Genomic DNA, 16,053 nt, shown 5'->3' with positions numbered 1-16,053 from the left:
TTCTGGTGCCAGGAGGCCGATCATGAAGCGCACAAAAATCATTGTTACGCTCGGCCCATCTCTTGACTCCCTAGACAGTCTGCTCGGTGTGATGAACGCCGGTGCGGACGTCTTTCGTGTGAATTTTTCCCACGGCAGTAGAGAAGAGCACGCCAAGCGTTTTTCTTTGGTACGGCAAGCTTCTGACAGACTTGGTCGTGAAGTGGCGATCATGGCCGACTTACAAGGGCCTAAGATTCGTGTTTCTCGTTTTAAAAACGGTTCGGTTGAGTTGACTGCAGGTCAACGCTTTGTACTTGACGCCGCCTTAGATGAAAATGCCGGCGATGACAGCTGCGTGAGTGTGGACTATAAAACTTTGGCCAATGATGTCAGCCCGGGTGATGTTTTATTGCTGGATGATGGTCGCCTAACCCTGAATGTTGAGCGCGTTGAGGGAACACGTATAGCGTGTTGTGTCGAGGTGGGCGGCAAGCTTTCCAACAATAAAGGCATTAACCGACAAGGCGGCGGCCTATCAGCAAAAGCACTCACGGATAAAGATAAAGCAGACCTCGTTACGGCGATAGGGCTGGGTGCAGATTATATCGCCGTGTCATTTCCGCGTGATGCCAGTGATATTGAAGAAGCGCGCGAGTTAATTCGAAAAGCCAACGGTGATGCGCACATCGTTGCAAAAATTGAGCGTACCGAAGCGGTTGAAAATCTCGACGAGATTATTAAGGCTTCTGATGCCGTCATGGTCGCGCGCGGGGACTTGGCCGTTGAAATCGGTGATGCGGAAGTGCCCGCGGTGCAAAAGAAAATTATTCGTCGCGCGCGTAAGTTTGACAGGCTTGCCATCACAGCCACGCAAATGATGGAGTCTATGATTGAAAGCACGGTACCTACGCGTGCTGAGGTTTCGGATGTGGCCAATGCGGTTTTAGATAATACAGATGCCATTATGCTTTCAGCAGAGAGCGCTGTAGGCAAACATCCGGTTAAAGTGGTTGCTGCTATGACCCGTATTTGTGATGCGGTTGAGCGTCAACCCGAAACAAAAGTCTCCGGTCATCGTGTTGAATGCCACTTTGAGCGAGTGGATGAAGCTATCGCGATGGCAGCAACCTATGTTGCTAACCATTTGGATGTCGCAGCCATTGTTGCGCTCACCGAGTCCGGTTCAACGCCGCGCTGGATGTCTCGTATCCGCACGGGTACACCGATTTTTGCCCTGACTCGCAATATTGGGTCTCAGCGCAAAATGGCGCTGTATCGCGATGTTTTCCCGATTTTCTTCGACCTGTCTTTGGATGAGCATCGCAATCCATTGAATGAAGCTATCGCACATTTAAAAAACATGGGGCGACTTCAGGTTGGTGATCGTGTCATTGTAACGCGTGGCGCAACACTGGGTGTTGATGGTGGCACCAATAGCCTTGTGATCCATAAGGTTGAGTAGTTTCTCTACGCCAAGAGCCGCCAGGGAAGGTTTTACGGCCTTCTTGAAACCTTCAACTGAGATTGGCAGGGCTTTAAAAAACTGTCAGAATGTCGTGTGAAAAGGAAGCGGCATTATCCTATGACGGATTCAAATAATACACTCGCGGTTGATGTCTTAACATGGAAAGAAGCGCGAACGCTTGTTAAGCAAGCGAACCCTGAACTTGCAAATGCCATTGATGAGTTATCGCCTTCTGACGATTATAAACTCTACAAAGCAAGATACCGTTGGGGCGAGGCTATTCTGGATAAAGGCCAGCTTAATTTGCCTCGCACTAGAGGTGGGGTTGTGTCATTGAATGATCCCAGTCTGGATCCACACTACGCTAAAGCCTTATCGTATACGCACGCGATGCCAATGGGTGTCGTGCTTGATCACTCCTTGGAGCTGTTTATTGAGTTAGAAGGCGGCCAAGCAACCCCTTTTCAATACATGAAAGCAGGGTCCATTTTTGCTTTATGGACCGCCTTAGATGTTAAAAGCTCTGCGCACTTAGGTAAGGTATGGACCATCTCTGCCGGCGCTAGAAGTTTTTTTCTTCTGTCAAAATTTTCTGATAAAACCTACTTTAGAAAATTACAGCGTACGTTTGCACTTAAAGGTGACCCGCCCATTGATCTGGCGGATCAATATCGCATTTTTCATGAAATCATGACTAAGCAAACACTCTCGCCCGCTTGGACTGTTGATGTGTTGTTTTTTAGCGAAGATTGGTTAAAAGAGAAAAAAGAATTTAAATGGCGCTTGTTTCGTGAGTACTTAGCCAGCGTGGTTTTAAATAAAACGTCAGGATTACGAAATCAGGTGGTCTTTGATTATGCTTATTCGTGCATCATCAATCAAAAAAACTTGAAGCAGAACCCGTACTTGTTGGATACGATTAGCCATATCTATCAGCTGGCCTTGGGCAGTGCCACGGGCTTTCGTATCGCAACACAAAACGAGCCAGGCCCGGTTGATATGCTCAGTAAAATTTTTGTTGATGTCTATGGCTTGCGTTATGCGCCAACGTTTGCTTACCAAGATTATCTTAATGTATTTTCTGACGCGCCGGATAATCCAATTTATTACAGCTTGGCCTATCCAACACTGCTTGAGTTTTACCCGCGTTCAAAAAAAACGACCAGCAAGCTCAATGACATGGAAAACTTGATGTATATTTTGCGTAAAACACAGGCTGAGTTTATGGATGATTCGCTGGGTATTAAAACGACTGATATGATTCAAAAAATCGCGAATACGGCATTTAAGGGTTTTCACTTTGAAGCGTCGAGCGACGGTAGTATCTTATCAACGTCACATTTGCCTGATAGCGATGCTAATTTAAAATCGGTGCTTGCTGGTTTTGAGGGTATGCCATTTTGTGAGGCTTCCCCTTTGTTGCGAGGCGCTATTCGTGTTTCAGCTAAAAAGTTAGAGGAATGATTGCGATTTTCATCGGGTTTTTGCTAGAATACGCGCATAAAAATAATACGGTTCTATACTAAAGGAGTTTATCCCATGAAAACACAATCGTTTAATTGCGCATTAACACAAGATCTAGCAGAGGATGTCGTGCATTTTAGTACGCCCGTTATTGGTCCTGTCTTTACCAGTAATGATTTAGTGGATCAATTGAGCTAATCACTATTTTGAGCCAGCCTTGTTTAACAAAGTTGCTTGAGCAAAGGCAAACGTTTGGTGTAACAAGGCTGGCTGACTTGACCCGCCTAGACCCTATCGGTCTGCCCGTTTTTTCAGCCATACGCCCACAAGCGAAGCATTTATCGGTAGCTTTGGGAAAAGGGCAAACAGCTGAACAAGCGAAATTGTCCGCATTGATGGAGGCTGTTGAGAGCGATTGCTTAGAGAACCCTCCCAAAGCCTTGCTTCATGGGGCTTACAATGCGCTAAAAGATGAACATGCCTTGGTCGATCCAGCTTTATTTTGCCAGAGTGCTTTTCTCTGTAATATTCATGATCAACCTCTCGCTTGGGTTTTGGCTGAGCGCCTTCATCGAAAAAACACACAAGCTCTTTTTGTGCCCCAAAATGTGTTTGATATAGACTCTAGTGTTGAGCGGTCTGATTTTAGTTATTTTCACATCAGCAGTAATGGAATGGGTGGTGGTGAAACACGGTACTTTGCCGCCTGCCATGCCATGTTTGAAGCCATTGAGCGCCATGCGCTTACGGCGTGGAATGCTCGCCTACCTAAATTACAAAGACAATATGAGCTTGATATTAGCACCATTGATGATCCCGCTTTATGTCATTGGATAAACCGATGTGCTTCTAAAGGCTTTCAGGTTCGTGTTTGGGATATTCACTGCATAGCCGGGGTGCCAAGCTTTTATTGTACGATAAGTTCTGAAGGCTTAGGGCGACAGGATTGTTTTTCGGGTAGTGGTGCAAGTTTTACTCGAAATCACGCGCTTATGCGATCCCTGACAGAAGCGATTCAAGCAAAGGTTGCGATCACCAGTGGTAGCCGCGATGATATTTTCCCTCACTATTATCAAAAAGGCTTTCAAGCAGTTCAGGGTGGTCAAGCGGTTTCACAGCTTGGCACCTTGTCCTTTCAGTCTATCGAAGAAACACAGGGTTTCTCTCAAGATGAGGCCGGCTTTTCTGAGCTAACGACGTTGCTGTCTAAAGCTGGTTTTGACGAGTTGATCTTTATGAATCGGCAGCTTGATGCTTTGGGCATTTGGGTTGTCAGTGTCTTAATACCGGGTTTTGTTTTTGGGAGCCAGCGTTAAAAATGAGTTTGCTGAGCGATAACATTATTGTTTTTTCAGGGCCCAGTATTGCACACCAAGACGTTGAAGCCATACTAGATTGTGCGTTGTGTTTTCCACCGGTGCGTTGTGGTGATTTGTTATCAGCGGCTCGATTAAAACCGAAAGCGATCGCGATTATCGACGGCTATTTTTATGAGCAAGCCAGTGTGTGGCACAAAGAAATTTTGTGGGTGATGGGCCAAGGCATTCCTGTCTATGGTGCCGCGAGCATGGGTGCTCTGCGTGCCGCCGAGCTTTGCGATTTCGGCATGAAAGGCGTTGGACGAATTTTTGAAGATTTTTACGATGGTAGGCTCACGGGAGATGACGAGGTCGCTTTATTGCACGATGAGCAGTATACGCCCCACACCATCGCCTTGGTTAATTTGCGTTATGACCTTGAAGAACAATGTGCGAAAAAAAACGTATCGCCAGCGCTTTCAAGAGCACTAATTAACGCAACTCAAGCGTTAGCTTTCTTAGATAGAAAACCCGCACAAATACTTCGCTTAATGCGTGATTCTGAGCTCAAAGCTCAAGCCAAAAAATATCTTAAAGCAGGCGTTAAAGACTTTAAACGTGAGGATGCTATTTTATTACTCAAAACTTTAGCAAAAGGGGATATTGAGCAGAGCAGAAAAACTCAAAAGCCTGTAATGACTCAGGCGATGACCACCTTGTCTTTGCTGTCTGCGACACAGGGCCTGTCGATTAAGCACCCTGCAATGCCCGCAGAATTTCATATAAGCTATTGGGCGAAAGAGCACGTTCTTGAGGCTGAAAAGGCTTGGCAGTATTTAGCTAGAGCATGGTTGATTTTAAGCAATGTAAACGATGGGCGTGCAAATGAGGCAGATGAGCTGCTCCAAGCCATTGAGCACTTTAAAGCATCATCCAAGCATTATCTCGTGCATCAATCATTGGTTGATGAGTGTGAAGGGCTGCTTAAAAAAGCGCCCTTATCGAAACTTCAGCCATTATACCTTGTCTACACCCAGCAATTATTTCCTAAGGCCCAGCCCTTTGTTCAAACACACTTAGCCCAGGCATGGTCGTCTTTGGTTCGGCTCGTTGACAGGAAAGGGTTTTTGATTGCGCCTGGAAAACTTGAAGCATTCTCGACACGCTTTCGTTACGAGCGCAGCTTGATTTATCAAGATGATTTAAATCATTTTTTAAACGCTGGCGGCTTAAGCTTGGAGGACTACCCGGGGTTTATTCGAGCGGTTTATATTTTTGATTGGATCATCGTGCGTTTAAACGCGGACATGATTGCCACACGGTCTAAAAATCATCCTTGGTGGTATTTGTTTCTTATGTTAATAAGCGCTGGATCATCCTAAATTTTTAGGCTAGTGTGTATCCATGAAAAATTTAAAGCAACAGCGACTCTCCGTCATTATTCCTTGCTATCAAGAGGCAGAGAATATTTCGCCGTTGTGTGAGCGTTTGGCAAGTATTGCTCCTGAGTTTTCAGTCTTTGAAGTGATCTTGGTTGACGATGACTCGGGGGATGACACACAAGTTATTGTTGCATCATTACAAGCACAATATCCCTGGTTAAAGCTTAAGGTACGAAAAGCGAATCGAAGCTTAAGCCTTTCTGTGATTGAAGGTTTTAATCAAGCCTTGGGTGATATCCTGTTGTGCATGGACGCTGATCTTTCTCACCCGCCAGAGAAAATTCCGGCACTGGTTGAGGTACTTGAAAGGGCGGATATGGTTTTGGGTTCCCGCTATGTGCATTCAGCCAAAATCGACGAACAGTGGAGCGGACTAAGGCATATTAATGCTTGGGTTGCCAAACAGTTGGGCCGTTGTCTTGTGCGCATTAATGATCCTTTGTCGGGTTTCTTTGCTTTGCGTCAGAGTGACTATGCCGCTGTGAAAAATACCCTAAGCCCGATTGGTTACAAAATTGGTCTTGAGCTAATGGTTAAGCTTAAAAAACCAAAGATCGTGGAGGTGCCCATTGAATTTGGTAATCGCTTGCACGGTAAAAGTAAATTATCTTTTCGTGAAATACTTAAGTTTTTTACGCATTTTTTAAAGCTAGTGATGTTTAAGTTTGGGCCTAGGTGATGAGTCTATTGCGGATTTTGCCCTGGATCGTCTTGATTGTCATAGCGAGCACTTTCATACAAACCTACAGCTTAATGAACTGGGACGCTTCTTGGCTTTTGCATTGTGGGCAGAGTATGCTTCATGGCGGGCGTTACTATTACGACTTTGCTGAAACGAACCCACCTTTAATCCTTTGGCTGGGTTTTCTTATTATAGGTCTGAGCAAACTTTTTCAGCTCTCTTTGCACGCGAGTCTTTTGCTTTTTTACTACTTGGTCGGCCTTGCCTCTTTGTGGCTTTCGGCGCGCTTTATTAAGCAATCGCTCAAGTCGATTCAAGAATATCAGGCGATTATCTTGGGTTTGTGTGTGGGGTATTTTTTGCTCAGCGGCACGATTTTTGGTGAGCGAGAATGTTTCGCGATCGTTTTTTCTGTGCCGTATTTTTGTATGCGCTCGGTCGCGTTAACGGGGAAAAGTGTAAGCCCCTTGATGCGAGGACTTGTGATTGGCTTTGCTGCCTTAGGTTTTTTTCTTAAGCCTTACTTTTTGCTGCCTTTATTGTTGGTTGAATTTTATGCGGCTGTTCGCGCCAGAAGATTGCGGGTGCTTTTGAGCGTCGAGCTGGTTAGCTTTTTTGTGTTGGGCTGCCTTTACCTGGTTTTGATCGCTTATTTTACACCAGAGTACTACACGAAAATGTTGCCGCTGGTGACAACGCTCTATTTGCCTTTCTGGCAAGCGAGTTGGACTTTGTTGCTTTCCTACAATGCCTGTCTCGCTTGGATAGCCGCGTTCCTTTTCGCCTGTGTGGCTTTGCGCCACCTAAAAGGTCCGTTTGCTCGTGTTTGCTTAATTGCAGCTGCAGGCTATTTATGGGGCGCATATTTTATTCAGCACAAAGCCTGGTATTACCATATTTATCCTTTTATTGTTCTCATGACGGCAATGTTATTTTTAACCTGTGGACATTACTATGCCGACTTAAAAGCGAAAGGTTTTGCGTTTGGGCGCGAGCTTAAATCAACGGTTATGCTGATTATTAGTCTGTTTTTTATGATAGCTGTCGTGCTTTCAGTCATCCTAAAAGTAAACTACACCGGTGTTTTCTTAGCCAACAGCAATAAAAGCGTATATGTACGCTTATTGAAAATACCCAAAAAAATGCACGTTGAGCAGGGTGCTGTGTTGATGGCGGATGAGAACATTGGTTTAAATGAAGTGCTTTGGAACAATTACCCTGGGCTTTACTCAGCGATCAAAACACCCTCGCTGCTATTTATGCCGGCGATACCAAAGCTTGAAGCTAAAGGTAAGTTGACGCTTAGACAGCACTACTGGGTGAGGCAAGCCGAAAATTTGTTTTTTGATTCCCTGGAAAGTACGCGCCCTAAACTGATCATTTTCTTTAGGAAACGACACTACAATGACATACTGCGCCGTTTTCCAAGGTACCGTGAATTCGCGGCTGGTTATTATTTGTCCGACCAAACAAAAGATTTTTTGGTTTATCGCCGCAGGCCTTGAAATTTCTTGACCTCAACCCCATATCACCTATGATTGGCACTCTCAGACACTGAGTGCTAATACTCACTGTACAATTGGAGGAAAAACCTATGAATTTCAGACCATTACACGATCGTGTTTTGATCGAACGTTTTGAAGAAGAAGTGACGGCCGGTGGCATCGTGATTCCTGATAATGCAAAAGAAAAACCAAGCCGCGGCAAGGTGGTCGCAGCCGGTAAAGGCAAGCATGACAACAATGGCAATTTGGTGGCTGTTGAAGTTAAAGCGGGCGATATGGTTTGGTTTGGTAAATATGCCGGTACGGATGTCAAAATCGATGGCAAAGAATTCGTTGTCATGCGTGAAGAAGACATCATGGGTATTGAAGAATAATTGGGGAGAAAACTATGAGTGCTAAATTAGTAGAACATGGATTAGAAGCGCGCCGTCATTTGATCATTGGTATGAATGTCTTGGCTGATGCGGTTGCGGTGACTATGGGTCCAAAAGGCCGTAATGTCATGATTGATAAATCTTTCGGCGCACCGTTGATGACCAAAGATGGCGTGACTGTGGCTAAAGAAATAGAGCTTGAACACAAGCTTCAAAACATGGGCGCACAGTTTGTCAAAGAAGTGGCGTCTCAAACAGCAGACGAAGCTGGCGATGGCACAACAACGGCCACGGTTTTGGCGCGTGAATTTGTGCTTGAAGGTGAAAAAGCCGTTGTGGCGGGTATGAGCCCAATGGATATCAAACGCGGTATCGAAAAAGCTGTTCAAGCGGCGGTTGGGCATTTAAAAAGCTTGTCTAAACCTTGCACTGATAATAAATCGATTGCCCAAGTGGGTACGATTTCAGCGAACGCTGATGCTTCTGTTGGTGAAATCATTGCAAAAGCGATGGAAAAAGTCGGCAAAGAAGGTGTTATCACGGTTGAAGAGGGTTCGGGTTTTGATAACGAATTATCAGTGGTCGAAGGTATGCAATTTGATCGCGGTTATTTATCGCCGTACTTTGTTAACAACCAAGAAACCATGTCTGTCGAGCTTGAAAAGCCCTACATTCTATTGGTTGATAAGAAAATCTCTAATATCCGTGAAATGTTGCCCGTGTTAGAAGGCGTGGCTAAATCAGGTCATCCTTTATTGATCATTGCTGAAGATGTCGAAGGCGAAGCCTTGGCAACCTTGGTTGTGAATAATATGCGCGGCACGGTAAAAGTGTGTGCGGTGAAAGCACCAGGTTTTGGTGATCGTCGTAAAGCCATGATGGAAGACATCGCGATTTTGACAGGCGGTAAAGTGATTTCTGAAGAAATCGGTTTAAGCCTTGAAAAGTCGACACTTGAAGACTTGGGTACCGCCAAACGTATTGTGGTCACAAAAGATGAAACTACAGTGATCGATGGTGAAGGTGACGGCAAAGCGATTAAAGCGCGTGTTGAAAGCATTCGCAAACACATCGAAGACACAAGCTCTGACTACGACAAAGAAAAATTGCAAGAACGTTTGGCAAAATTAGCCGGCGGTGTTGCAGTGATCAAAGTGGGTGCGTCAACTGAAGCTGAAATGAAAGAAAAGAAAATGCGTGTGGATGATGCCTTGCATGCGACACGCGCTGCAGTTGAAGAGGGCGTGGTTGCCGGTGGCGGTGTTGCACTGATTCGCGTGATGCAAGCCATTGAAAAAGTCAAAGGTGACAATGCCGATCAAGACATGGGTATTGCGATCGCACGTCGTGCGCTTCAAGCACCTTTGCGTCAAATCACTAAAAATGCGGGCGACGAGCCGGCTGTGGTTGTGAACAAAGTTTTGGAAGCCAAAGGTAACTACGGCTACAACGCAGCGACAGGCGAGTTCGGTGACATGATCGAAATGGGTATTTTAGATCCAACGAAAGTGACACGTACAGCACTTGAAAAAGCGGCGTCGATCGCGGGTTTGATGCTGACTACTGAGTGCATGATCACTGACATGCCAAGAGAAGAAGAACCTGCTGGCGGCGGTATGGGCGGCATGGGTGGAATGGGCGGCATGGGCGGCATGATGTAATCATCACCCAGCGCTTTTCGCTGATATAAAAAAAGCCCCTAATAGGGGCTTTTTTTATAAACAACTTGAATGGCTGTGTCAGCAACGACTTTAGGGATGTTACCTAAACATGAGGTTTAAATTTCAAGTAAACCCGGTATACTCAAATCACAAACATTTGAGGTGAAACCCATGCTAAAAGCGCTATCTGCAACTTTAATCGTGTTGGGTATGAGTACCGTTTATGCGGGATCAACGATAGTCAATAATCATGGTGGCTTTTATGTCGGTCTTGAAGGCGCGTATCAAATGACGGGGTTTCATAATCGCGTGACCTTGAAATCCTCACCGTATACGGTAATGAAAGGCACCGACAATGATCGAGGCATTACACCGGGGCTCTTGCTTGGCTATGATTATCTTTATCGTGCGCTTGACCTCGCCGCACAGATCAATGTGACCTACGATAATGCAAAGCATACACATTATGGTACAACGCACAATTCGACGAAAAAGTTTTATTGGAATGCAGGCCTAGAAATATTACCGGGCTGGCGTATCAATGATCACTTCACACCATTTGCTATTTTAGGTTTAGAGCGTGGCTTCTTCAGACACAGTACATATAACAATACAACGAGTGTTGAGGCAGGACATGATTTCAATCGTTGGGGCGGCGAGCTTGGTCTAGGCTTGAAGTATCATTTCAATACGCATTGGTCGAGTAGCCTTGGCTATAGTTATACTTGGTACCAAACAGAAAAAACAGGGAGTGATCCCAATGCTGAAGTTTGGAAAAGTACGATGCCGCGCATTCAGCGCATTTTTTTGAATATTGCGTATCATTTTTAAACGTAAATAAACGAAAGCCAGATTGGGCTAGGAGTTGAAATGAAAGTATTATGTGTGATTCCAGCACGTATTGCGTCAACACGATTGAAACGCAAGCCGCTACAAATGCTCGGTACAAAGCCGATTATTCAGCACACCTATGAAGGGGCAAAAGATTGTCCGCACATCAATGAATTGGTGGTGGCGACCGATAGCGAAGAAGTCATAAAAACGGTTGAAAGCTTTGGCGGGAAGGCTGTGATGACAGACCCAAGCTTACCCACGGGTTCCGATCGCGTGGCTGCTGTGGCGACGATGTATCCTGACATGGATGTGGTCATTAATCTTCAAGGTGATGAGCCCTTTATCGAGCCTGATATGCTCACACGTTTATTGCAGCCGTATTTAGAGGGTGAAATGCCGGATATGGCCACGGTGGCTTATCCATTGGACATGGAAAAAGCCTACTTTACACCGCACCGCGTGAAAGTGATTTATGATCAGCAAGGCTATGCTTTGTATTTTTCACGCTCGCCCATTCCCTACTTTCGCCAAGAGATTGATTATGCACCGGTGTTGAATCACATGGGTGTCTATGCCTTTCGTGCCGACTTTTTAAAAACGTACACGACTTTAAAACAAACACCGCTAGAAACCGCAGAGTCACTAGAGCAGCTTCGTGTGTTAGAGCATGGGTATAAAATTAAAGTCTGCCCCATTCCACATGGTACCTTGGAAATCAATACACCTGAGGAACTCGAGCTTGCGCAGAAAATTATTTTGGGTCGCTAATGTCATTTGAACCGCGCGCCAAAAAACGTTTTGGTCAAAACTTTTTAAAAGATCGACAAGTACTGGACGATATTGTCGCAATCATTTCACCCAAAGCCGATGACGTGATGTTGGAAATCGGTCCAGGTCTGGGTGCGATGACACAAGTTTTATTGCCACACTTGAATCATTTAGATGCCATTGAGCTTGACCGCGATGCGATTGCGTATTTGATAGAGCACATTAAACCCATTGAAAAACTTACGATTCACCAAGGCGATGTTTTGGCGTTTAATTTTGCAGCCTTCAAGCCCGATGAGCCACTGCGCGTGGTGGGTAATCTTCCGTACAATATTTCCACGCCCATTTTATTTACCTTGGCCAGAATGATTGATCGCCTGCAGGATGTGCATGTGATGCTGCAAAAAGAAGTGGCGGCACGCATTTGTGCCAAAGACGGTGAAAATAATTACGGCCGTTTGAGTGTGGTGTTGCAGTATTATTTTAAAGTCACCTATATGCTGGATGTGCCGCCAAGTGCCTTTAAGCCTGAGCCCAAAGTGGACTCGGCGATTTTGCGCGGTGTGCCCCGTGGTAAAAGCGAGCGCAATGCGCGCGATGAAAAACACTTTGAAGCGCTGGTTAAGCAAGCTTTTTCCATGCGGCGAAAAACACTGCGCAATAACTTAAAACATTTTTGTGATATTAAGCTTATTGAAAATGCCGGCATCGACCCCACCTTAAGACCTGAAAGAGTCTCGGTGGATGAATTTGTTCAGCTTAGTAACGGTATTAAAGCGCATGAAAAATAAAACCCCTTATCGAATCGATGTATTGGTTGAAAAACATTACGTGCCTGAGGCGTCTGACCCTGAACAAGATCAGTATGTTTTTGAATATGACATTGCGATCGTCAATTGCGGTGATGTGGCAGTGAAATTATTAGGCCGGCGTTGGTGGATCACCAATGCTGAGGGCGACGTGTACGAAGTTAAAGGCGTGGGCGTGGTCGGCGAGCAGCCGACCATCCAACCGGGCGAACAATACCGTTACCAAAGTTCAGCCATGATTGACACACCTATTGGCACCATGCAGGGCACCTATGAAATGCAAGCGGCTGATGGCAGCGAGCTGGAAATTGATATTCCGATGTTTGCCTTGTTCGATCCGGATAAGTTGCATTAAATAAAACAACTTTAGGGACACGCCCTAGATTGTAAGCCCAGAAAAAGGGTGCGAGGATACGAATCATGAAAACCTTTGTGATTGGCGATGTACAAGGCTGCTACCAAAGTTTAATGGCTTTGCTGGAGGCTGTTCATTACTCAGATGCCGATCGTTTGATTTTTTTAGGTGATTTGGTTAATCGCGGGCCGGGCTCGCTCGAAGTCTTACGTTTTGCAAGTCAGGCGAAAAACTGCCAGGCCGTACTGGGCAATCATGATCTTCATCTGCTCGGTCGCGCTTGGGGTTTGTACGCCAAAAAATCAAGCGATACCTTAGACGCGGTGTTAGTCGCAAAAGATCGAGAACATTTATGGACTTGGCTTTGCCAGCAGACGTTTTCTTTAAATTTGCAAGACGATACCCTTGTGTGTGTACACGGGGGCATTCCGCCGGGTATGCCGTTTGAGGTCTTTTGTCAGCGTAGCCAAACCTTAACTCAGGCCTTTCATCAAGCTCCAAAAACCCTGGTGGCAGCCATCGAGCCTTTAAGGCGTTTGGGTAAAATAAGTGCTATTAAAAATGATGCCGACTTGGCTGAAGTGATCACCAATATTCGTTTTTGCGAGCCTGATGGTACAGTTGTATTAAATAATGCCTTGGGTCAGCGAGAAGCCCCTGGACAGAATTTGCTCGCCTGGTACAATTTGCTTCACTCTTCTTGGCACGATAAGCGTGTGTTATTCGGCCACTGGGCTGCGCTGCAAGGACAAGCAAAGCAAACAAACGTTCTCGCACTCGACACGGGTTGCGTTTGGGGCGGTGTATTAACAGCGTATTGTGTGGAAGAAGACAAACGCTACAAGGTAAAGGCTAACTCACAGGATGTATTCAGAGACTTATCAAACGTATAGCAATGCACTGGAAGAATCAGGCTTGGGCTTAACTGCCGCTGAGGCTCATGGCTTATTGGTTGCGCATGCTTGCTTAAGTAAAGACAAAGCCGGTTGGCAAGCGGCTTTGCTTGCAGCGCAAAAACCATTGCCATTATTAGATGATTTGTATGAGGTTACGTGGCAAGCGCTAGACGGTGAGGACTTAGGTTTTGAATTATTGGTCTTAGATAGCGAGCACGGTGTTTTAGATTATGCGCGCAGCCTCGCGCTCTGGTGCCACGGTTTTGTCAGCGGTTTTTCGCTCATGAATATTCCAAACGCAAGCCTTGGCGATGATATTAAAGAAGCTTTGTTGGATCTGGGTGAAATTAGCCAGCTTGACCTGGATGCGGTGAGTCAAGATAACGAGTCAGAAACGATGTTAGTTGAGCTAGAAGAATATATTCGCACGATTGCGATGTTGGTGTTTGCGAGCTGTCAGCACCGTAAAATGCTTCATTAGTTCGCAAAATAATAAGGAGTATTTTTTTGGATAATAAATTTGAACCTTTTATAGGTCCTGAGAAGAAGCTGCCCGAGCTAACCTTAAAAGCGATTTTATTAGGTATTTTACTCACGGTACTGCTGTGTGCTTCTAACGCTTACTTAGGTTTGAAAGTCGGAGCGACCGTATCTGCTTCCATCCCTGCAGCCATTATCGCAATGGCTGTTTTGCGTTGGTTTAAACATTCAAACGTGTTAGAGAACAATATCGTCCAAACGATGGCTTCTGTGGGTGAAGCGGTGGTTGCCGGTGTCGCGTTCATTACACCGGCGATGTTAATTTTAAATCTTTGGCATGGTTTTGATTTTGGTAAGGTCTTTGTTCTGACTGTGCTGGGCGGCTTTCTCGGCGTTGTCACAACAGTATTGATTCGCCGTGTGATGATGGACCACAAAGATCTTCGTTTTCCTGAAGGTACGGCCATTGCTGAAGTGCTCAAGGCCAGTGCCGAAACCTCATCTAACGCGAAACCTTTAGTTTTGGGTGGCCTTGTGGGTGCTCTGATCAGTTTTTTGCAGGACGGTTTTCAGGTGTTGTCAGACGCCACATCGGTTTGGTTTCATAAAGCCGGTTCTTTGTTTGGTTTTGGTTTTGGTTTTTCTCCTGCACTATTAGGCGCAGGCTACATTATTGGACCAGCCGTGGGCATTTCAATGTTTGTGGGTATGTTAATTGGTTGGCTAATGGGTGTGCCGGTCGTTGGGTATATGTTTGGTGTGCCACATGGTGTGGATGCCGTCACAGCAGCAGGCATGTTATGGTCAGACCATATTCGCTATATCGGTGTCGGCGAAATGTTAGTCGGCGGTCTGTGGACGTTAATTAGTTTGGTCGGGCCCATTTTCAAGGGTATCTTTTTGTCGATTAAAGCGAGCAGAGGCCTTGATGAGACGACAACATTGCGTACCGAGCAGGATATGCGACTAAAGACGCTGGCCTTATTTTCTTTGGGCGTCTTAGTCTTTGGCTATCTTTTCTTTTTGTATGTTTTTCACTTGTATGTTCCTGGCAGCTCAACGTTTTTTACCTTGTCATTTTGCTTGCTAGCCATTATTTTTGCGATGGTTTTTGGGTTTTTGTTCGCCTCGCTCGCGGCTTATTTTGCTGGCCTTGTGGGTGCGACGAATTGTCCGGGTTCAGGCTTTATCTTAGCCGGCGTGATCTTATTTTCCTTGATTACGCTGCTGTTCTTTTCATTCTTTGAACCGGCTGTGCTTCAAAGTCGCGGCCTACATTTGGCGGGTTTTGTGTTGTTAGTGAATACCTTGCTGGGCTGCGCTATCCCCATTGCCAATGATTCCAGTCAAGACATGAAGTCAGGTCAGTTGGTTGGTGCAACGCCGTGGAAGCAAGAAGTTGTGCTTTTTATTGGTGTTGTTATTGCAGCCCTGGTTGTCGGCCCAACCTTAGAGTTGCTGTTTCAAGCTTACGGCATCGGTGGTGTTTTCCCCCATGCCGGCATGCCGCACTCACAAATGCTGGCTGCCCCACAAGCGGCCATGATGGCCGCGGTCGTTAAAGGCGTGTTTAATCACAATTTACCGTGGTCAATGATTCTCATTGGCGTGGGTGTTGGTATCTTAGCCATTATTGTGAATATTCGCACAAGACAACGGGGTTTAAGTTTTCCGGTTTTGGCGATGGGCTTGGGTATTTACTTACCGATGGCGTCGTCTTGGCCCATGGTGGTTGGCGGTATTCTGGCGTATCTATCGAGCAAATCGCTGAAAAAACGCGTTGGTCGTCAAGCTTTTTACGAAGACCACAGTATTCGCTTGCGACTGCATAATGCTTTGTTGATTGCTTGCGGTATGGTGGCAGGCTCATCATTGATCGGCGTGGTTTTGGCTGTTCCATTCGCGATTGAGAAAACGTCTGATGCGCTAAAAATTGTGCCAGATGGCTTTACACCGATTGCCAGTATTTTGTCTGTTGTGATGTTAGTGTTAGTTTGCCGTTGGTTTTACCGAACACTTAACCCGAAACGGGCATAAC

The 16,053-nt window shown here is 45.7% G+C and carries 15 protein-coding genes; all 15 read left to right on the top strand.

Annotated elements, in window-relative coordinates; translation table 11 throughout:
- Positions 1-22: 22 nt before the first annotated feature.
- The 15 genes from pyk (at position 23) to COV52_05440 (ending at position 16,052) form a co-directional block, all read left to right on the top strand.
- Positions 23-1,444, top strand: a complete 1,422-nt coding sequence (pyk, locus tag COV52_05510) for a pyruvate kinase (protein ID PIR10962.1) — start codon at positions 23-25, stop codon at positions 1,442-1,444.
- 120 nt (positions 1,445-1,564) lie between these two features.
- On the top strand, positions 1,565-2,911 hold the full coding sequence (locus tag COV52_05505) for a hypothetical protein (GenBank protein ID PIR10961.1): 1,347 nt from the start codon (positions 1,565-1,567) through the stop codon (positions 2,909-2,911).
- A gap of 188 nt (positions 2,912-3,099) precedes the next feature.
- Complete coding sequence (locus COV52_05500; protein ID PIR10960.1) at positions 3,100-4,227, top strand: hypothetical protein; 1,128 nt, start codon at positions 3,100-3,102, stop codon at positions 4,225-4,227.
- A 2-nt stretch (positions 4,228-4,229) separates the two neighbouring features.
- On the top strand, positions 4,230-5,591 hold the full coding sequence (locus tag COV52_05495; protein ID PIR10959.1) for a hypothetical protein: 1,362 nt from the start codon (positions 4,230-4,232) through the stop codon (positions 5,589-5,591).
- 22 nt (positions 5,592-5,613) lie between these two features.
- Entirely contained in the window at positions 5,614-6,330 is a 717-nt protein-coding gene (locus COV52_05490; GenBank protein PIR10958.1) for a hypothetical protein, read from the top strand.
- Positions 6,330-7,838: a hypothetical protein gene (locus COV52_05485; protein ID PIR10957.1), complete on the top strand. Its 1,509-nt coding sequence runs from the start codon at positions 6,330-6,332 to the stop codon at positions 7,836-7,838. The genes COV52_05490 and COV52_05485 overlap by 1 nt, the downstream gene beginning before the upstream one ends.
- An 89-nt stretch (positions 7,839-7,927) precedes the next feature.
- Positions 7,928-8,212, top strand: a complete 285-nt coding sequence (locus COV52_05480) for a co-chaperone GroES (GenBank protein PIR10956.1) — start codon at positions 7,928-7,930, stop codon at positions 8,210-8,212.
- Positions 8,213-8,226: 14 nt separating this feature from the next.
- Complete coding sequence (gene groL / locus COV52_05475) at positions 8,227-9,873, top strand: chaperonin GroEL (GenBank protein ID PIR10955.1); 1,647 nt, start codon at positions 8,227-8,229, stop codon at positions 9,871-9,873.
- Positions 9,874-10,044: 171 nt separating this feature from the next.
- Positions 10,045-10,704 (top strand): hypothetical protein, encoded by a 660-nt coding sequence (locus COV52_05470; protein PIR10954.1) that lies wholly within the window; start codon positions 10,045-10,047, stop codon positions 10,702-10,704.
- A 39-nt stretch (positions 10,705-10,743) separates the two neighbouring features.
- Entirely contained in the window at positions 10,744-11,475 is a 732-nt protein-coding gene (gene kdsB / locus COV52_05465; protein PIR10953.1) for a 3-deoxy-manno-octulosonate cytidylyltransferase, read from the top strand.
- Complete coding sequence (locus COV52_05460; GenBank protein PIR10952.1) at positions 11,475-12,266, top strand: 16S rRNA (adenine(1518)-N(6)/adenine(1519)-N(6))-dimethyltransferase; 792 nt, start codon at positions 11,475-11,477, stop codon at positions 12,264-12,266. Before kdsB ends, COV52_05460 begins: the two co-directional genes overlap by 1 nt.
- The gene (locus COV52_05455) at positions 12,256-12,639 is read left to right on the top strand and encodes a Co2+/Mg2+ efflux protein ApaG (protein ID PIR10951.1); all 384 of its coding nucleotides are present in this window, start codon (positions 12,256-12,258) and stop codon (positions 12,637-12,639) included. Before COV52_05460 ends, COV52_05455 begins: the two co-directional genes overlap by 11 nt.
- A 65-nt stretch (positions 12,640-12,704) precedes the next feature.
- Positions 12,705-13,532 carry a symmetrical bis(5'-nucleosyl)-tetraphosphatase gene (locus COV52_05450; protein PIR10950.1) on the top strand — a complete coding sequence of 276 codons (828 nt, stop codon included), beginning with the start codon at positions 12,705-12,707 and terminating at the stop codon, positions 13,530-13,532.
- Positions 13,504-14,016 (top strand): hypothetical protein, encoded by a 513-nt coding sequence (locus COV52_05445; protein PIR10949.1) that lies wholly within the window; start codon positions 13,504-13,506, stop codon positions 14,014-14,016. Before COV52_05450 ends, COV52_05445 begins: the two co-directional genes overlap by 29 nt.
- 8 nt (positions 14,017-14,024) lie before the next feature.
- Positions 14,025-16,052, top strand: a complete 2,028-nt coding sequence (locus COV52_05440) for an oligopeptide transporter, OPT family (GenBank protein ID PIR10948.1) — start codon at positions 14,025-14,027, stop codon at positions 16,050-16,052.
- Position 16,053: the final 1 nt, after the last annotated feature.

This window comes from Gammaproteobacteria bacterium CG11_big_fil_rev_8_21_14_0_20_46_22 (assembly GCA_002796245.1).
Lineage (GTDB): Bacteria > Pseudomonadota > Gammaproteobacteria > UBA12402 > UBA12402 > 1-14-0-20-46-22.
The sequence above is the reverse complement of the archived record's forward strand: the minus strand, read 5'-3'. Positions and strand labels throughout refer to the sequence as shown.